The sequence below is a fragment of the Bordetella sp. H567 genome (genome assembly GCF_001704295.1).
Classification (GTDB): Bacteria; Pseudomonadota; Gammaproteobacteria; order Burkholderiales; family Burkholderiaceae_B; genus Bordetella_C.
Window position 1 is genome coordinate 3,040,943 of the sequence record NZ_CP012334.1, and the last position, 18,608, is coordinate 3,059,550.

The 18,608-nt window shown below is 68.3% G+C and carries 15 protein-coding genes and 1 pseudogene; 6 read left to right on the top strand and 10 right to left on the bottom strand.

The window, feature by feature from the left end:
- Positions 1 to 29 precede the first annotated feature (29 nt).
- Complete coding sequence (locus tag AKI39_RS13690; protein WP_066636884.1) at positions 30 to 794, bottom strand: IclR family transcriptional regulator; 765 nt, start codon at positions 792 to 794, stop codon at positions 30 to 32.
- 204 nt (positions 795 to 998) lie between these two features.
- On the opposite strand from AKI39_RS13690, the gene sauS reads away from it, so the two are divergent.
- The 3 genes from sauS (at position 999) to AKI39_RS13705 (ending at position 5,545) form a co-directional block, all read left to right on the top strand.
- Positions 999 to 2,447: an acylating sulfoacetaldehyde dehydrogenase gene (gene sauS / locus AKI39_RS13695; protein WP_066636887.1), complete on the top strand. Its 1,449-nt coding sequence runs from the start codon at positions 999 to 1,001 to the stop codon at positions 2,445 to 2,447.
- Complete coding sequence (locus AKI39_RS13700; protein WP_066636890.1) at positions 2,444 to 4,063, top strand: AMP-binding protein; 1,620 nt, start codon at positions 2,444 to 2,446, stop codon at positions 4,061 to 4,063. Before sauS ends, AKI39_RS13700 begins: the two co-directional genes overlap by 4 nt.
- Positions 4,064 to 4,189: 126 nt before the next feature.
- Positions 4,190 to 5,545, top strand: a complete 1,356-nt coding sequence (locus AKI39_RS13705) for an MFS transporter (RefSeq protein ID WP_066636893.1) — start codon at positions 4,190 to 4,192, stop codon at positions 5,543 to 5,545.
- Positions 5,546 to 5,554: 9 nt separating this feature from the next.
- Here AKI39_RS13705 and AKI39_RS13710 read toward each other — a convergent pair whose 3' ends face one another.
- Genes AKI39_RS13710 through araD form a run of 3 tightly spaced genes read right to left on the bottom strand, consistent with a single transcriptional unit; the run spans position 5,555 to position 9,094 of the window.
- Complete coding sequence (locus AKI39_RS13710) at positions 5,555 to 6,544, bottom strand: Bug family tripartite tricarboxylate transporter substrate binding protein (RefSeq protein WP_066636896.1); 990 nt, start codon at positions 6,542 to 6,544, stop codon at positions 5,555 to 5,557.
- 39 nt (positions 6,545 to 6,583) lie between these two features.
- Positions 6,584 to 7,303 (bottom strand): ribonuclease activity regulator RraA, encoded by a 720-nt coding sequence (locus tag AKI39_RS13715; RefSeq protein ID WP_066636899.1) that lies wholly within the window; start codon positions 7,301 to 7,303, stop codon positions 6,584 to 6,586.
- 60 nt (positions 7,304 to 7,363) lie between these two features.
- Positions 7,364 to 9,094, bottom strand: coding sequence for an L-arabinonate dehydratase (gene araD, locus AKI39_RS13720; protein ID WP_066636902.1), 1,731 nt, complete (start codon positions 9,092 to 9,094; stop codon positions 7,364 to 7,366).
- A gap of 184 nt (positions 9,095 to 9,278) precedes the next feature.
- Between araD and AKI39_RS13725 the strand changes: the two genes are divergently transcribed.
- On the top strand, positions 9,279 to 9,980 hold the full coding sequence (locus AKI39_RS13725; protein WP_066636910.1) for a GntR family transcriptional regulator: 702 nt from the start codon (positions 9,279 to 9,281) through the stop codon (positions 9,978 to 9,980).
- A 107-nt stretch (positions 9,981 to 10,087) separates the two neighbouring features.
- On the opposite strand, the gene ydiK is transcribed toward AKI39_RS13725, so the two are convergent.
- The 3 genes from ydiK to AKI39_RS13740 all read right to left on the bottom strand — a co-directional run bounded on the left by ydiK (position 10,088) and on the right by AKI39_RS13740 (position 13,817).
- Positions 10,088 to 11,284, bottom strand: coding sequence for an AI-2E family transporter YdiK (gene ydiK / locus AKI39_RS13730; protein WP_066642952.1), 1,197 nt, complete (start codon positions 11,282 to 11,284; stop codon positions 10,088 to 10,090).
- A 216-nt stretch (positions 11,285 to 11,500) separates the two neighbouring features.
- Complete coding sequence (locus AKI39_RS13735; protein WP_158515178.1) at positions 11,501 to 12,925, bottom strand: tetratricopeptide repeat protein; 1,425 nt, start codon at positions 12,923 to 12,925, stop codon at positions 11,501 to 11,503.
- Positions 12,926 to 13,040: 115 nt separating this feature from the next.
- Positions 13,041 to 13,817 carry a helix-turn-helix domain-containing protein gene (locus tag AKI39_RS13740; protein WP_235610648.1) on the bottom strand — a complete coding sequence of 259 codons (777 nt, stop codon included), beginning with the start codon at positions 13,815 to 13,817 and terminating at the stop codon, positions 13,041 to 13,043.
- Between the two features lie 434 nt (positions 13,818 to 14,251).
- Here AKI39_RS13740 and AKI39_RS13745 point away from each other — a divergent pair, with 434 nt between their 5' ends.
- Both AKI39_RS13745 and AKI39_RS13750 read left to right on the top strand, forming a co-directional pair.
- On the top strand, positions 14,252 to 14,623 hold the full coding sequence (locus AKI39_RS13745; protein WP_066636914.1) for a TraR/DksA family transcriptional regulator: 372 nt from the start codon (positions 14,252 to 14,254) through the stop codon (positions 14,621 to 14,623).
- A gap of 21 nt (positions 14,624 to 14,644) precedes the next feature.
- Complete coding sequence (locus AKI39_RS13750; RefSeq protein ID WP_083228844.1) at positions 14,645 to 15,124, top strand: MarR family winged helix-turn-helix transcriptional regulator; 480 nt, start codon at positions 14,645 to 14,647, stop codon at positions 15,122 to 15,124.
- A 90-nt stretch (positions 15,125 to 15,214) separates the two neighbouring features.
- Here AKI39_RS13750 and AKI39_RS13755 read toward each other — a convergent pair whose 3' ends face one another.
- The 3 genes and pseudogenes from AKI39_RS13755 to AKI39_RS13765 all read right to left on the bottom strand — a co-directional run bounded on the left by AKI39_RS13755 (position 15,215) and on the right by AKI39_RS13765 (position 18,504).
- Positions 15,215 to 16,309: an NAD(P)H-dependent flavin oxidoreductase gene (locus AKI39_RS13755; RefSeq protein ID WP_066636917.1), complete on the bottom strand. Its 1,095-nt coding sequence runs from the start codon at positions 16,307 to 16,309 to the stop codon at positions 15,215 to 15,217.
- 89 nt (positions 16,310 to 16,398) lie between these two features.
- Positions 16,399 to 17,289: pseudogene (locus tag AKI39_RS13760) on the bottom strand (LysR family transcriptional regulator).
- 63 nt (positions 17,290 to 17,352) lie between these two features.
- Entirely contained in the window at positions 17,353 to 18,504 is a 1,152-nt protein-coding gene (locus tag AKI39_RS13765; protein ID WP_066636920.1) for an iron-containing alcohol dehydrogenase, read from the bottom strand.
- Positions 18,505 to 18,608 lie beyond the last annotated feature (104 nt).

Below are 18,608 nucleotides of genomic sequence, written 5' to 3' on the forward strand. Positions count from 1 at the left end.
TCCGGAAAATGAGACGAGGTATTGTAGCCCTACATGCGGAAAGTCTCCGCTGTCTCGGCCGCGGCGGCGCGCAGGTCGGGTACGAAGGCGGCCAGGTCGTCCAGCGTGAGCCTGCCCACCGGCGCCTGCACGGCGATGGCGGCGCAGGCGCGCGTGCGATCCAGCATCACCGGCACCGCGATGGCGATCAGGCCCTGCAGGTGTTCCTGGTCGTTCACCGCCAGCCGCCGCTTGCGCGTCAAGGCGAGTTCCTCGCGCAGCCGCTCGCGATCGACGATGGTGCGTTCGGAATAGGCGCGCAGCGGCAGCGTGGCCAGGATGCGCTCGCGCCGCTCGTGCGGCAGGAAGCTCAGCAGCAGCTTGCCGCTGGCCGAGCAATGCAGCGGCACATGGGAACCCGGCTGCAGATGCAGCCGCAGCGGCCAGCGGGTTTCGACGCGGTCGACATACACCACGTCATTGCCGGACAACATGGTCAGGTTGCAGGTCTCGCCGATGCGCTCGACCAGTTGCTCCAGCAGCGCATGGCGCGCCGCGGCCGGGCCGGCGTGCATGAGTACATTGACGGCCAGTTGCCGCACCCGCGACGAACATTCGTAGAGCCGGTCGCCGGCGCCGCGCGTCACCAGCCACGCGTCGGTCAGCTGGCTCAGGATCCGATGCACCGTCTGCTTGGGAAGGCCGAGGGTGTCCACCAGCTCGGTCATCGAAAGCGGGCGTCCCGCGCTTGCCAGGGTTTCCAGCACCCGGAAAGCGCGGACGGCCGCCGCATTGGATTGGTTCCAATTCGTCATGCCTCCTCCTGCGGTCCCCTCTTCTTGTCGTCCATCCATTTTTTTGTGACGACTTTATTGTTTTTCGGGACAACGTCGGTCCCGAAAAGCGTTTTTTTCGATTCTAGCGGAACACGCTGGCGCGCCAGATGAAAAAAACGGGACTTTGCTGCGATGCGAGTGGACCTAGAGTGGGGGCCGGTTCTCTTGCAAGGAAGGAAACGCATGAACGCCACCGCAACACTGGCGGCCGCCCCCCCGGTTCCCGCAAGGACCGGCGCCGGTGCCGCCGAGATCGCCGCCATGATCGAACGCGCCCGCGCCGCGCAACGCAGCCTGCTTGCCGGCGGGCAGCAGAGCCTGGACACCGCGGCGCAGGCGGTAGCCTGGGCCATCATGGAGCCCGGCCGCAACCGCGTGCTGGCCGAACTGGCCGTCGCCGACACGGGATTGGGCAATGTGCCGGACAAGATACGCAAGAACCATCGCAAGACCCTGGGCCTGATGCGCGACCTGCAAGGCGTGCCGACCACCGGGGTCATCTCGCGCGACCCGGCGCGCGGCCTGATCGAGATCGCGCGGCCGGTGGGCGTGGTCGCCGCCATCACGCCATCGACCAATCCCGCCGCGACGCCGGCCAACAAGATCATCAATGCGCTGAAGTGCGGCAACGCCATCATCGTGGCGCCCTCGCCCAAGGGCCATTCCACATGCGCGCGCCTGCTGGACTATGCGCACGCGCAGCTGGCGCGCTGCGGGTTGCCCGCGGACCTGGTCCAGATACTGCCCGCGCCGGTGAACAAAGAGGCCACCGCGGAACTGATGCGGCAGGCCGACCTGGTCGTCGCCACCGGTTCGCAGTCGAATGTGCGCATGGCCTACCAGAGCGGCACGCCGGCCTTCGGCGTGGGTGCCGGCAACGTCGCCGCCATCGTCGATGCCAGCGCGGACCTGCCGCTGGCGGCGCAGCGGATCGCACGCTCCAAGATGTTCGACAACGCCACCAGCTGCTCCTCGGAGAACAGCGTGGTCATCGAGGACGCCGTCTACGCACGCATGCTGGAAGAACTGAGCGCGGCGGGCGGCGTGCTCCTGGACCCGGCCGACAAGGCAAGGCTGCAGCGCGCGATGTGGCCGGACGGCAAGCTCTCCCACGCCATGACCGCGCGCGACGCCGCGACGCTGGCCGCGCGCGCGGGGCTGGCCGCCATCGCCGCGCGGCAGCCGGGCTTCCTGATGGCCGAGGAAGACGGCTACGGGCCGGCGCACCCCTATTCCGGGGAAAAGCTGTCGCCCGTCCTGACCGTCTACCGCGCGCGCGACTTCGCCCATGCGTGCGATATCGTCGCGCGCATCTACGCCTATATGGGCGCGGGCCATTCCGTCGGCTTGCATACCGCGACGCCGGAACGCGCCGAAAGCCTGGCCCGCGAGCTTCCGGTGGCGCGCGTCATCGTCAATCAATCGCACTGCTTCGCCACGGGCGGCAACTTCGACAACGGCCTGCCGTTCTCGCTGTCCATGGGTTGCGGCACATGGGGCCGCAACAACTTCTCCGACAACCTGAACTACCGCCACTACCTGAATATCACGCGGGTCGCCCACCCCATCCCGGAACGGGTCCCGCACCTGGACGACGTGCTGGGCGACTTTTTCGAGAGGTACGGACGATGAACGCGGCCACCACCGTCCGGGAATTGATCGACGCGCGCGCGGCGGTGCATCCGGACAAGCCCTACCTGATCGCCCTGGACGAGGACAAGGGCCATGCGGACGCGGCGCAGGCCCCGGGCGGCGCAACGGTCCTGACCTACGGCAAGCTGCGGGACGATTGCCGCGCGCTGCAGGCTGCCCTGCACGAAGAAGGCCTGCGGCGCGGCGACGTGGTCTCGGTCTATATGGGCAACTGCGCCGACGCCGCGCGCCTGCTGCTGGGCCTGATGTATAGCGGAATGGTGGCCAATCCCATCAACCTGCTGTGCCAGCCGGTCCAGACCCGCCACATCCTGCGCCATTCGGATACGCGGCTGGTCTACACGACGGCCGCGACGCAGGCGCCTGTCGATGCCGCGCTGGCCGAGCTGCGCGCCGAGGGACATACGGCCCTGCCGCGCCCGCTTCGCGTCGACAGCGGCGCTGTCGCGTCATGCGCACCGCGCGCGCGGCACGCCGTCCTGGCGGACGGCGAGCCCGCCTCGGAGGCGTGGGAAGATGCGCCCGACCCCGCCGCCCACCCCCACGATGGCCCGGCGCCAGATCACGATGCACTGCTGATGTACACCTCCGGCACGACCGGCACGCCCAAGGGGGTGTTGCTGACGCACGCCAACCTCTTGGCCAACGCGCGCATCATCAGCGCCGAACACGGCCTGGGGCCCGACGACCGCGTCATGGCGTCGCTGCCGCTGTACCACATCAACGGGCTGGTGGTGACGCTGCTGGCGCCGCTGGCGCATGGCGGCTCGGTCGTCATGCCACCGCGCTTTTCCGCGCGCACCTTCTGGCGCGACGTGACGGGCCACGGATGCACCTGGATCAACGTCGTGCCCACCATCGTCGCCTACCTGCTGAACGGCGACGACCCCGTCGATGCCGAGGGCCTGCGCCGCATCCGTTTCTGCCGCTCCGCCTCCGCGGCCCTGCCGCCGGAGCACCACCGCGCCTTCGAGCGGCGCTTCGGCATCGGCGTGATCGAGACCATGGGCATGACGGAAACCGCCGCGCCGCTGTTCAGCAACCCGATCGCCGCGGACCGGCGGCGCATCGGCAGCATCGGCCTGCCTTGCGGCGCGCAGGCCAAGGTGCTGCTGCCCGACGGCCGCGAAGCGGGCCCAGGCGAATGCGGCGAGATCGTCGTGCGCGGGCCGCAGGTCATGCGCGGCTACTACAAGCAGGCCGACGAAACGCGCAAGGCCTTCACGGACGACGGTTGGCTGCGCACCGGCGATCTGGGCTACCGCGACGCGGAGGGCTACTTCTACATCAACGGCCGCGCCAAGGAATTGATCATCAAGGGCGGCGAGAACATCGCGCCGCGCGAAATCGACGAAGCCCTGCTCAAGCACCCCGGCGTGCTGGAGGCGGCCAGCGTCGGCATGCCGGATCCCGCCTACGGCCAGGAGATCGTCGCCTTCGTCGTCCCGCGCGGCGACGCCATCGATGTCGAGGACCTGCGCGCGCATTGCCTGCGCGAGCTCGGCCGGTACAAGACCCCCAAGGAGTTCCGCACGGTGGCCGAACTGCCGCGCGGGCCCTCGGGCAAGGTACAGCGCCTGAAGCTGTTGAGCTAGAGGCGGGTAAGGGCCTGTTAACGCTAGAAGGAGCCTCGCATGAGTACGCAATCAGGCGCCTGGCTGCGTTAACAGGCCCTAAGCAAGGACCGACCGGACGACCGGCGCAGACAGGAAGGAGACGACATGGGAAAGCGACTACCGCACGTGAAGACCCGCCACATCATCCTGGGGGTCATGTGCCTGATGTATTTCATCTCATATATCGACCGCGTGAATATTTCGGTGGCGGCGCCCATGATCCGACAGGAAATGGGCCTGACCAGCACCCAGCTGGGACTGGTGTTCTCGGCCTTCGCCTATCCCTATGCGGTCATGCAGATCGTCGGCGGCTGGCTTGCCGACAAATACGGCCCCAAGCGCGTGCTGATCGTGCTGTCGCTGATCTGGGGCGTGGCCACCCTGGCAACGGGGTTCGCGGGTAGCGTCGGCATGCTCGTAATGATGCGCTTCCTTCTGGGCGTGGGCGAAGGCGGCGCGTTTCCAACCGCCACGCGCGCCTTTACCTATTGGATGCCGGCGACCGAGCGCGGCTTCGCGCAAGGCATCACGCACAGCTTCGCGCGGCTGGGGGGCGCCGTCACGCCGCCGCTGGTCCTGGTGGTCATCGCCTTCGGCGGATGGCGTGACGCCTTCCTGCTGCTGGGCGTGCTGAGCCTGGTGTGGACCACGCTCTACGCCCTCGTATTCACCAACTCGCCGGAACAGCACCGGCGCATCGACGCGCAGGAGATGGCCGAGATCGGCTATCGCAAGGGCGACTGCGAGCGCGCGCGCACCGCGAAGACGCCGTGGCGCATCCTGGTGCGGCGCATGTGGCTGGTGACTTTCGTCGACTTCTGCTACGGCTGGCTGCTGTGGGTCTACCTGACCTGGCTGCCTTCCTATCTGAAGGAAGCGCGCGGCTTCGACCTGAAGCAGCTGGCCCTGTTCACCGCACTGCCCCTGTTGGCCGGCGTCATCGGCGACACCCTGGGCGGCGTGGTTTCGGACCACCTGTACAAGAAGACCGGGCGGCTGCGCATGGCGCGCTGCGCCGTGCTGGTCACGGGCATGCTGGGATCGCTGCTGTTCCTGGGCCCTGTCGTGTTCGTGCGCGATCCGGTGGTGGCCGTGCTGCTGCTGAGCGCGTCCTTCTTCTTCCTGGAGATCACCAATCCGGTGCTATGGACACTGCCGCTGGATATCGCCGGCAAATATGCGGGCACGGCGGGCGGGATGATGAACACGGGCTTCGGCATCGCCGGCATGGTCTCGCCCGTGGTCTTCGGCGTATTGATCCAGGCCACCGGCAGCTATACCGTGCCCTTCGTGATCTCCGCCTGCCTGCTGGCGGTCGGCACGGTGGCGGCGCTGTTCATCGACACCGGCAAAACCGTGGAGGCCGACGAGGCCCGGCAAGCCGCGGCGGCGGCCAGCCGCGCGCCGGGGCGCGCGACCGGAGAATTCGCCGGCGTGGCCGTGTGGCGCAGCGGCAAGTAGCCGCGCGCCTTACTCGGCCTTCGCGCCCGACTTCTTCACGACCTCTGCCCAGCGCGGGATTTCCCGCGCCATCAGCTCGCGCAACTGCTCGGGCGAACCGCCGACCAGTTCCATGCCCATGGTCTTGCCCAGTTTTTCCTGCACGTCCGGCTCCTTCAGGATTTCGGCGATTTCCCTGGACAGGCGATCGACGATGGGCTTGGGGGTGCCCTTGGGGGCATACACCGCCTGCCATGAAGACACGTCAAAGCCGGGCACGCCGGCTTCCTGCAGCGTCGGGACATCCGGCGCCAGCGCGATGCGCTTGGCCGTCGTCACGGCCAGCAGCTGCAGCTTGCCCTGCTGCAACAGCGGCAAGGCGGCGGTCATCTGGTCGAACATGAAGGTGACGTTGCCGGAGGACACGTCCACCATCGCGGGCGGCGTGCCCTTGTAGGGAATGTGCGTCAGCGGCACGCCGATGGTCTGGGCGAACAGCTCGCCCGTCAGGTGCGTCGACGTGCCGGCGCCGGACGATGCGAAGGTGCGCTTGGACGGATCCTTCTTCAGCAGCGCGACCAGGTCGGCCACCGACTTCAGCTTCAGGTGCGGGTCGACCAGCAGCACATTGGGCAGCGTGGCCACCAGCGACACGGGTTCGAAATCCTTGACCGGGTCGTAGCTCAGGTTCTTGTACAGGCTGGGGTTGATGGCGTGCGTGCTGATCGTGCCGCCGAACAGGGTGTAGCCGTCCGGCGTGGCCTTCGCCACATAAGCCGCGCCGATGGCGCCCGCCGCGCCCGGCTTGTTTTCCACCACCACCGACTGGTGCAGGCGCTCGGAGAGCTTCTGTGCGATGACGCGGCCCACGACGTCGGTCGAACCGCCCGGCGTGAACGGCACCACATAGGAAATCGGTTTCTGCTGGGGCCAGTCGGCGGCCTGGACCGCGGCGCCCACGGTCGCCAGCAAGCCCGCGCCCATCAAGGCGGCGAGCGCCTTGCGTCGTTGCGATGTCATGGTTGTCTCCTGTTTATCGGTATCTACTATCGGTATCTACTAGCGCCCGCGCGCCTTGCGCCATTCGGCGTAGGCCTCGCGCGACGCCGGGTCGGTGGGCGGATACAGCCCCAGCGTGGAGGCGCCCTCGCGCACGCGCTCGGCGACGAAGTCCTCGAATGCCGTCATCTCGGTGGCCTCGGCCGCGATCTCGTCGGCCATATGCGCGGGTATCACGACCACGCCTTCGCCGTCGCCGACCACCACATCGCCGGGAAACACCGCGACGTCGCCGCAGCCGATCGGCACGTTGATGTCCAGCGCCTGGTGCAGGGTCAGGTTGGTGGGCGCCGACGGCCGCTGGTGATAGGCGGGGAAGCCCATCTTGGCGATCTCGGGCGAATCGCGGAAGCCGCCGTCGGTGACGACGCCCGCGGCGCCGCGCTTCATCAGGCGCGTGACCAGGATGGAGCCGGCGGACGCCGCGCGCGCATCATTGCGGCTGTCGATGACCATGACCGCGCCTTCCGGGCAGGTCTCGATCGCCACGCGCTGCGGATGGGTGCGATCCTCGAATACCTTGATGTGGTTCAGGTCTTCGCGCGCCGGGATATAGCGCAGCGTGAAGGCCTCGCCCACCATGTTGGGCAGGTCGCCGTTCAGGGGATGCACGTTCTGGATGAACTGGTTGCGCAGGCCGCGCTTGAACAGGGCCGTGCACAGCGTGGCCGTGCTGACCTGCGCCAGCCTGGCCTTGGTATCGGGTTTGAGTTGCGACACGGGGACTCCGGAATCGGTGGAGGGACGCGCGGCGGTGGCCGCGCGCCGGATAGGAAAAACCTAGAAAATCTCGGGCTCGGAGACCGGCGCGCCGAATTCCGTTTCCAGGAAATCGAAATCGCAGCCTTCGTTGGCCTGCAGGATGTGCCTGGAATACATCCAGCCGTAGCCGCGCTCGTAGCGGCGCGGCGGCGGCGTCCAGGCGGCGCGCCGCGCGGCCATTTCCTCGTCGCTGATGTTCAGGTGGATGCGGCGCGCCGGCACGTCCACCGTGATCAGGTCGCCCGTGCGCACCAGCGCCAGCGGCCCGCCGATATAGGCCTCCGGGGCGGCGTGCAGGATGCAGGCGCCATAGCTGGTGCCGCTCATGCGCGCATCCGACAGGCGCAGCATGTCGCGCACGCCCTGCTTGACCAGCTTGGTCGGGATGGGCAGCATGCCCCACTCCGGCATGCCCGGGCCGCCTTGGGGGCCGGCATTGCGCAGGATCAGGATGTGATCGGCGGTGACGTCCAGGTTCTCGTCCTCCACCGCGGCCTTCATGCTGGGGTAGTCGTCGAAGACCAGCGCCGGCCCGGTGTGCTGCAGGTATTGGGGCGCGCAGGCGCTGGGCTTGATGACGCAGCCGTCCGGCGCGATGTTCCCGCGCAGCACGGCCAGCGCCCCTTCGTCGTAGATGGCCTTGTCCAGCGGCCGGATGACGTCGTCGTTGTAGACCTCCGCGCCCTGAATGTTCTCGCCGATCGTCTTGCCGTTGACCGTCATCGCGGACAGGTCCAGGTGCTGCTTGAGCCGGTTCATCAGCGCCGGCAGGCCGCCGGCGTAATAGAAGTCTTCCATCAGGTAGGTATCGCCGCTGGGACGGATATTGGCGATGACCGGCACCTTGCGGCTGGCCGCATCGAAATCGTCCAGCCCGACCGCGCAGCCGGCGCGCCGCGACATGGCGACCAGGTGCACTATGGCATTCGTGGAGCAGCCCATCGCCATGGCGACATTGATGGCGTTCTTGAAGGACGCCACCGTCAGGATTTTTTGCGGGGTCAGGTCCTGCCAGACCATCTCCACCGCGCGGCGGCCGCATTCGGCGGCCATGCGCATGTGGTTGACGTCGGCAGCCGGAATGGACGACGCGCCCGGCAGCGTCATGCCGATGGCTTCGGCGATGGCGGTCATGGTGCTGGCCGTTCCCATCGTCATGCAGGTACCGTAGCTGCGCGCGATGCCGCCTTCCACTTCCGTCCATTCCACCTTGCTGATATTGCCGGCGCGGCGCTCGTCCCAGAGCTTCCAGGCGTCCGAACCCGAGCCCAGCACCTTGCCCTTCCAATTGCCGCGCAGCATGGGGCCGGCCGGCAGGTAGACACAGGGCAGGCCCGCGCTGATGGCGCCCATGACCAGGCCCGGCGTGGTCTTGTCGCAGCCGCCCATGAGCACCGCGCCGTCCACCGGATGGCTGCGCAACAGTTCTTCCGTCTCCATCGCCAGCATGTTGCGATAGAGCATGGTGGTGGGCTTGACGAAGGATTCCGATACCGACAGCGCCGGCAGCTCCACCGGGAAGCCACCCGCCTGCAGCACGCCGCGCTTGACGTCCGCCACGCGTTCCTTGAAGTGCATATGGCAGGGCTGCAGGTCGGACCAGGTGTTGATGATGGCGATGATGGGCCGGCCATCCCAATCGTCCGGTCCGTAGCCCATCTGCATCATGCGGGATCGGTGACCGAAGGAACGCAGGTCGTCCTTGGCCATCCAGCGCGCGCTGCGCAGGCTTTCGTAAGTACGTGTCATGGAGTCCACTCGTGTAGGTGTAATGGGGCGGGCAGCACGTGGGGGCTTGTCTCGGCTGGCATTGAAACACTAATGTATTAGTATGTCAACGCGGCGCGGCCGCTACAATTCCGCACCCCTTTATATCCCGACCCCGGCGGCCCGGCCAGCCATGACGGCCGGGCGCCGGCCACCTAGCAGATCCATGTCCCTGACGGAAATCCTCTCCACCCTGCGCCTGGACCGTTCGCGCCATGCGGCGCCGCAGGTCTTCGAGAAACTGCGCGAATTGATCGTGTCGCTGGAGCTCGCGCCCGGCACGGTGCTGTCGCGCCCGGAGCTGGCGGAAGCCTTCGGCCTGAGCCAGACGCCGATCCGCGATGCCCTGCTGCGGCTGAGCGAGGAAGGACTCGTCGATATTTTTCCGCAGCACACCACCGAGGTCAGCCGCATCGATATCGCCGCGGCGCGCCAGGCGCACTTCCTGCGCCGCTCGCTGGAACTGGAAATCGTCCATATCCTGGCCGGACGCGCGGACGCCCTGCTGGCCGCCCGCCTGCAAGCCCATATCGACCTGCAGCGCGCCAGCCTGGCGGCCAACGAATACGCGGCGTTCATCGCGGCCGACCAGGCCTTCCACCGCGAAATGCACGAAGCCGCCGGCGTGTCGGGGCTGTGGGAGCTGGAGCAGCGCTACAGCGGCCACGTCGACCGCCTGCGCCGCCTGCACCTGCCGGAGGCCGGCAAGGCCGAACGCATCCTGCAGGACCACCAGCGTGTGCTCGACGCCATCGTCGCGCAGGACGCACCGCGCGCGCAGCAAGCCCTGCGGGAACACCTGTCGGGCACGCTCAGCCAGGTGGAAGATATCTGCAAGCGGTATCCCGACTACGTTCGCGCGGCTTGATCACGAAGCACGCACACCCGCCGCGGCGGGGCAAGGTCGCGCTTGTCGCATCCGACGCCCGACGCGGGGAAGATGGCGCTTGTCGCGTCAGCGACGCGGGGCGCGGCTCAAGGCAGTGCCGATGGTTCGCCGTGCCGCTCCGGCGCTGCCCTGGCGACTTGCATGGCCTCCATGCCTTCCAGCGACGCCGTATCCGCCGCAGGGGTATGCGTGGGTTCGACGACAGGGGAAGGCGCCGGGATATCCTGAGCCAAAGCCCCGCCGTCCACCCAGGAACGCAACATGACTTGCGTGATGGCGAGGATGACCGGACCGATGAAAAGGCCCGCAGGGCCAAGCGCCAACAGGCCGCCCACCACGCCGCACAGGATCAGCAAGAGGGGCAGCTGCACGCCCCGGCTGATCAGAAACGGCCGCATGACGTTGTCCATCGTGCCGATGAACAGCGACCACAGCAGCAGCAGCGTCGCGGCCACGTTGGCGTCCAGCCGGTATAGCCAGATCACGCCCACCGCCATCGGCAGCAAGGGCCCGATCTGCGCCACGCACAGCAGCAGCATGACGGCCGTGAGGATGCCCGCCGCCGGCACGCCGGCCACCCAGAGCCCCACCCCACCCAGCGCGGCCTGGACGACCGCGGTCAGCACGACGCCCAATGCCACCGCGCGTACGGCCTGGCCCGCCAGCCGGATGGCGCCCTCACCCGCCGGGCCCGCCAGGCGCACGGCCAGCCGCGTGACGAAAGCCGCGGCGGCTTCGCCCCGCGCGTACAGGATGCCGGAAAAAATCAGCGTCACCAGCATGTGGATCAGGAACTGCCCCAGCACCGCGACATTGGCCATCATCCACCGCACGCCCGCCGTCAGATAGGGCTCCATCCGCGCCAGCAGGCCCCCCGGGCCCGCATCCGACAATCTTTGCCACTCCGTCGACATGCGATGGCCGACCAGGGGGATGTCGTGCACCCAGTGTGGCGGTGGCAGCAAGGCATACGTCGGCAGATTGCGTATCGCGGCGGTGATCCGGTTAGCCTGGTCCGCCAGGGTGGCGATGGTCTGGTACAGCGGCAAGACGATCACGACCACCAGGCCGGCCATCATGACCGTGACGGCGAGCCATCGCCGATTGCCCAAGCGGCGCTGCACGATCAGCAGCAGCGGCCAGGACGCCGCCACGATGGTGGTCGCCCAGATCAACCCGGGAATGAAGGGCCGCAGGATATAAAGGCTGCCGCCCATCAAGATCGACAGCACGACGATCAGGAAGAAAAGGCGGACAGCGTCACCGCGATCGGACGGACCCATGTCGCACACAGCCTCGGCCCGCATGGACCGGTTGTGGTGATGTGCCAATTTACTCCGCCGCATGCGTCGCTTACGCGCCCCTAACATTTGCTTTCGCGGCCGCGGAGCACGAAGGCCCGCGCGCCGCCGGGGCGGCGGGGATCCGGTGCGGGGCGCGTATGTCGTGCGGCTTAGTCCCGCCGTTCGCCCACATCCGCGGTCCTTTGCGGCCGGCGATCAGGAGGAATGAACGCGAATCCGGCGCGTCATCAGGCCATGAAACGCATCCAGGATGTTCTGGATATAGGCGTTCTTGAAGCGCAGCCCGTCTTCCTCGACCTCCGGATGCACCAGCATCGTCGCATTGGTTTCGAACACCAGCACGCGGCCGTCGGGCAACAGGGCGAAGTCGATGCCGCAATAGTCCAGGTCCATGCGCGCGCCGATGGCGCGCAGCGCGGCCCAGGCCCGCGCGCCCAGGACATGCTCGGGATCGTCCAGGAAGCGGCGCTCTTTCTCCAGCTTCCACGCGCCGGACAACATGTCGGCCGAAAAATAATGCAGCAGCCACTGGCTGCCGATGGCCAGATGATACGGATACGGCTCGCGGTCGATGAAGATGACGCGGTACTTGCGGTAGTAGCCGTCGGCGGACCGGTAATCCCGGTAGGCCGTCATATACATTTCGCCCATCGACGGCAGCGTGGACCCATCCACGGGCGAATCCAGCAGCACCACGTCCTGGCCGCCATGGCCGCCCACCGGGCGCACGATGACCGGATAGTCCAGGCCGCGCGCCGCGATCGCCGCATGCACGGCCGCGGCGGGGCCGTGCGCCCGGTCCCAGCGGACCGTGGCGGGAACATGGATGCCGGCGATTCCGTCCAGCAAGGCGCCGATCCGCTCGCGCGTCGTACGCTCGATGCGATCCGGCCGGTTAAGCAGCGGCGTGCGCGCCGTGGCGGCGAAGCGCGCCAGCGTTTCCCGGCATGCCGCGCCCAGGTCGGCGTCGCCCACCACGTTGAACGCGATGTCGTGGGGCGGCAGGCCGCGGCTGCGTGCGTGCGCGATACCGACCACGCCCAGATCGACGACCCAGCGGACCACCCGGTTCAGCGCTGGCGGCAGCAGATGCCGGAACGGCACATTGGCGTATCCGCTCGAGCACAAGATCAGGACAGTGCGGCGCCGCGCGGACGATTTGGCCTGGATGAAGGCGGCCTGTCGCCGATAGACGCGATGGACATGCCGGCTGTGTTCGGTCTGGCGGCCCAGCTGCCTCAGCACCCAGGCCATGCAGATGTGCGCCGCCAGCAGGCCGGGATCGATGATCAGGGCGCGCTCGAGCCAGTGGCCGGCGGCGTCCCACTGCCGATGCCGGGCGTACACGCGGCCGATTTCGAACAGGTCCACCGCACGCCGCCGTTCGATGGCATCGATGCCGATACGGGCCGACGCGGCGTCGGCCACCTGGCCGCTGGCGTCCAGCGCATCGACCAGCGCACGATAGACATCGAGATCCAACGGTAGCTGCGCGGCCGCCCGCTGCAGGGCCTTCACCGCTTCGGCGTGCTGGCCCGCCTTGTGTAGCGCGCGCCCCAGGGCAAGCCATTGCTCGCCCGCAAACGTCGGTACAGCGTCGGAAATGGCGGGAGTCGGCATGCCCGAAAAAAGAGCCCACTGTAGCCAGGCGCGGCTGAATTGCGCCTGTACCGCCGGCTCGGGCGACACCATCCTGGCACGGCCCGCCACGACACCCGGCCGTGGCGCCCTTGCCTTACACCAGCCGGAGTGCCGGCAAGTCGAGGATCCGTACGTCCTTGCCATGCAGGGCGATGAGGCCGCGCTGCTGCAGGCGGGAAAACATGCGGCTGACGGTTTCGAGCTTCATGCCCAGGTGCGAACCGATTTCCTCGCGGCTCATGCGCAACGTGAAGGCAAGCGCGGAATAGCCGCGTTCGGCATAGCGGTCCGATAGATCCACCAGGAATGCGGCGACCCGCTCTTCGGCGCTCAGGTTGCCCATCAGCATCAGCAGTCCGGCTTCACGCACGATTTCCTGGCTGAGCATGCGCTCCATGCCCCGGCGCACGTCGGTGTAGGCATCGGCCAGGGCCTCGATCTCCCGATACGGCAGCACGCACACCACCATATCCTCAAGCGCGATGGCCTCGGTCTGGTGGCGTCCCGTCGCGATGGCGTCCATGCCGAGGAATTCGCCGCCCAGTTGAAACCCGGTGATCTGCTGACGCCCGTCGCGATAGAGCCGGATGCTCTTGCTGGTTCCCGCACGCGACGTGTACAGGTTGCGCAAGGGGTCGCCGGCGCGATAGACGGCTTCGCCGGCCTTGACCTTGCGGGCGCAGACGGGAAGCGACACGGGCCTATCGTCGCCGCCGCGGCATAGCTGAGCCGCCTGGCAGAGCCGGCGGGCTCCACAGCCTTCGCAGGGAACGCGCGCCGGCGCCGCGCTTGAAACCCTGGCGTCCTGCGACGGCGTCAGTCCGGTCATGAACTCGGAAAAAGCAAGCGCGTCGGTCTGTAGGGTTTCCATGGCGGGCTCCACGCTGGGATGTTGTTGGCGGGTCGCATCGGCGGCGCGAAGCGACACGCCGTCAGCAGATGAACAGCATTGTGCCCGCCGGCTCGCGTTGTCTCTATCGGCGTTTCCGGGACAGTTTTTGTAGGGCATCCCCTACGCGCCACGCGGCCATGGCCAGGCCGCGATCGGCGCCTACCGCGGGCCGCGCGCCGGTACGCGCCATGTTCACCGACATGCACCCGGGCGGCCGCCGTATGCGCAACGGCGCCCATTCCTGCTCGTCCATCGCGGACGATACCCGCGCCTTGCGTGGCGTGCTGCATGGGCCCGCCCTGGAACGCTATTTGATATGCCTCCATGCCCGGCCCGCAAGGGATGTTGACCGCCGTCAAGCCTGTCGCGCCCCGACCGGCGGACAATAATTGTCGTGAACAAGGAGCGAGGCCATGTCCCATCTATCCGCCGCGGAGCTCGGCGCCCTGGCGCAACGATTGCGCGATATCCGGGCTCGCGCACTTCAGGAAGCGCACGGCGGTGGCGATCCCGGCAAGGACGATGCCGATGCGCGCCAGGAGCCCGGCGATCCCGCCGATATCGCCGAACCGCGCCGCCAGGAAGAAGTACGGTGGGCCGAAATGGAAATCGACCGCCACACGGTCGCCAATGTCGACCGCGCGCTGGCGCGCCTGGCCCAGGGCGAGTACGGCATCTGCATCGACTGCCAGGGGGCCATCCCGCAGGCCCGCCTGTTCGCCTTGCCCACGGCCATCCGTTGCGCGGCCTGCCAGGCCGTGGCGGAGGCCAGCGGGCGAGCATGAACTCGCTGTACCATAGCCGGCATGTCGCGTTCTCCCCTTCCCCGCCTGGCCCCGCAGTTACCGCGGCGATCCGACGCCGGCACCTCGCGCCACCTGCGCGAGGCGGACTTCGTTGCGCTCGCGCGCTTGCGCTTCGCCTTGCGGCAATTCACCGCCTTCAGCGAAAGTGCGGCCGCCGAACGGGGCCTGACGCCGCAGCAGCACCAGGCCCTGCTGGCCATCAAGGCCGCACCCGGGGAAACGATGACAGTCGGGGAAATCGCGGATTGGTTGCTGCTGCGCCCGCACAGCGCCGGCGAGCTCATCAACCGCCTGGAACGCATGGACATGGTCCAGCGGCAATCTGACGCGGTCGACCGACGTAAGGTACACGTGGGCCTGACGCAGGCCGCGCAGGACAAACTGGATGCCTTGTCCGCCGCCCATTTCGAGGAGTTGCGCGCCATCGGCCCGATGCTGCGCGACCTGCTGGGGCACTTCGATTCCAACGGCAGCGAATAGGCGATCGGCCGCGGGCCATGCGTCGCAAGGCTGCTTGGCGGCATCTTGCCCGGCAAAGCCCGACACCGCCGGGCGCTCTTCCCTCGACGGCTATGCCGCCAACGCGCCCAGGCCGCGCAAGGCCTCCTGCAGTTCCGTGTCCAGCACCGCCACCAGCTCGCCGGCCGGCAAAGCGCGCGACAACCTGACCGCTTGCCCTGCCCATTGCGCGGCAAAATCGCTGTTGCCGCGGGCCTTGGCCGCCGCGTTCAACGCCTTGCCGGCATCGTAGGCGATCGGATAATCCGGTACGGCCGGGCTGTCGTGCGCTTCGCCCAGCTGCATCAGCCGGTTGTACAAGCCACGCGCGCGGCGCCCGGATATGGCGGCGGTCATGGCCGTGACCGCCCGCGTATCGGTCAAGGCGGCGCGGAATGCCGCATCGGCGGAGGATTCCGGACAGCCCACGAAGGCCGTGCCCAGTTGCGCCGCCTGTGCCCCCAGGGCCAGGACCGCGGCGATACCCGCGCCGTCCATGATGCCGCCGGCCGCCACCACCGGCACGTCGACGCGGCGCGCCAGCAGGCGGGTCAAGGCGAAGGTGCCCAGGCGCTCGTCGCGCGCCTCGGGGTCGAACACGCCACGGTGGCCCCCGGCTTCATAGCCCTGTGCCACGATCGCGTCGATGCCGGCGTCCTGGATGCGCAGTGCCTCTTCCACGCTGGTGGCGCTGGCCATCAGGTAGATGCCGGCGTCGCGCAGCGCGCGGATGCGCGATGCGTCGGGCAGGCCGAAATGAAACCCCACCACCGCGGGACGCGTTTCCAGGAAGACGTCCAGCATCGCATCGTCGTTGACGAAGGTTTTGTAGATTTCCCCCAATGCCGTGGGCGGCTCGGCGCCGAATTCCCGGAACGCCGGCGCCAGGTAGGACAGCCACGCCGCCTCGACCGCCGCATTGGCGACGGCGGGACGATGGCAGAACACATTCACGCCGAAGGGCCGCTGCGTCAGGGCACGCGTATCGGCGATCGCCTTGCGCGCCACCGGCGCCGTCATCGCGCCGACGCCCAGGAATCCCAAGGCGCCGGCATTGGCCGAAGCGGCCGCGAGCGCGGGCGTGGTCACGCCGGCCATGGGGGCCTGGATGATGGGCGTGGATATTCCCAGGCGCTCGGTGAGCGGAGTTCGGATACGGGCGGGCATGATGGGCTCCTTGGCTGGCGATGAGTGGGAAGAAGGTCGCGAACGGGCGCTTGTGCTCGATGGCGCGGCGGTGCCGCCGTCCGGCCGGCTCAGGCCGCGGCGCGCCGCATCTCCTCGTAGAAGGCGTTGTAGGCGGATGTCCCAAACCCGGAACGGCGGATCAGGAAACTATTGACCGTGCGCAAATAAGTGGTGGACGCGCCGGCCGCGGCCGGATGCATCTCGAATACGGATTGCGGGACCGCCGCCACCGCCGTGCCGGCCATGACGCACGCCAGGATGGAGGCGTAGGAGCCTTGCTCCATGATGCCCCAGCCGTCCAGGCTGTCGCCGTCCCGCGCCAGCCAGTCGTCGATGCAGCTGCGGTACGTGCAGCCCTGGCCGAACGCCGCGATATTGCGCACGCGCACATCGCGCGCGCGCCGGATGCGTGGATGCGAGGGCGGCGCTACCAGCAGCAGCCGCTCGGAAAACAGATAGCTGCCCTCCAGGTCCGGCCCCAACCGTGCCATGTCCGCCTGTTCGGGGCGGCCCTGGCCCGGATGCGCGACGATGGCGCAGTCCAGGCGATGCGCGCTGACGGCGTCGGCCAGCGCCTGCGTGGTACCGGTCTTGATCTCGATGTGTACCGCGGGCCATTTGCGATTGAAGCTGGCCAGCACGGTCGGCAAGCGGCTGGCCGCGGCCGCTTCCATCGATCCCAGGCGCAAGGGCCCGCGCGGCGCTTCGTCGCGCACGGCCTGGCGTGCTTCGGCGGTGAGCGCCAGGATGCGTTCGGCATAATCCAGCAAACGCTGGCCTTCCGGCGTCAAGGTCATGCGCTTGCCGCCGCGCTGGAACAGCGCGGCGCCCAGGTCCTCTTCCAGGTTCTTGACACGCGTGGTCACGTTCGACTGCACGCGTCGGAGGCGCTTGGCGGCGCGGGTGACGCTCTACTCCTGGGCGACGGCGCGGAAGATTTCGAGTTCGGCGATTTCCATCGGATTTCCAGATTCTCCGATGGGAATGCTAGCGCGATTCAGATTCTTTTTTTGAGATACTTTTCAGAGTGCCTGGCGATACAGGGCCGCCGCGTCGGCATGGGACACCTCGCGGGGGTTGTTGACCAGCAGGCGGGTCTGCCGCATGGCATCGTCGGCCAGGAGGCCGATGTCCGCCGGGCCGATACCCACTTGCGACAGCCGCGCCGGCAGGCCCAGGTCGGCTGGCAAGGCTTCCAGGGTCTCGATCAGCGCGGCGGCGCGCGCTTCCGGCGACCCGGCCGCGTGGGGCAGTACCTGCTCGGCCAGTTCGGCGTACAAGGGCAGCGCGGCCGGCAGGTTAAAGCGCAGCACCGGGCCCAGCACCAGGGAGTTGGACAGGCCGTGCGGTACGTGGAAGCGCGCGCCCACCGGGTAGGCCAGCGCATGCACGGCGGCCACGGGCGCGTTGGCGAAGGCCATGCCGGCCATGCAGGCCCCGACCAGCATGGCCTGGCGCGCCTCCCGGTCCGAAGGCGTGCGGCAGGCGCGCCGGATATTGGCCGACAACAGCCGCAGCGCTTCACGGGCTAGGCTGTCGGACAGCGGGTTCTTCAGGCGCTTGCTGGTATAGGCCTCGATGGCGTGGACCATGGCGTCGATGCCCGTCGCGGCGGTAACCGGCGCGGGCAGGCCCAGCGTCAGGTCGGCATCCAGCAGCGCGACGTCCGGCAACAGCACCGGCGAGACCACGCCCTGCTTCATGTTTTCGCCGGTCGTGACGATGGCGATGGGCGTCACCTCCGACCCCGTGCCCGCCGTCGTGGGGACCAGAATCAAGGGCAGGCGGCCGCCACGCACCTTGTCCACGCCATAGATGTCTTCCAGCCGGCTGTCCCCGGCCGCCAGCAAGGCGGCCAGTTTGGCGGCGTCCAGCGAACTGCCGCCGCCGAAGCCCACCACGCATTCGGCACCGCTGGCGCGCGCCTGGTCCGCCGCGCGCAGCACCACCGCCACCGGCGGTTCGGGCTCGACGTCGGCAAAGCACGACACCGACAGCCCGGCGCCGCGCAAGGCCTGCAGCACGGGCTCCACCAGCCCCGCGCGCGCGACGCCGGGGTCCGTGACCACCAGCACCGACCGCGCGCCCAGGCGCGTTACGTGGTCCGCCAGCTGGCCGGCCGAGCCCGGCGCCACGATGACGGATTTGGCGGCATGAAAAGCGAAGGATTGCATGACGGGTGTCTCCTGGAACGCGGGCTGCGCACATGGAACGCGGGCTGCGCACACGGTCGTTGTTGCCTCACGTTACGCGGGACATTGCCGCCCGGCAAGCAGGG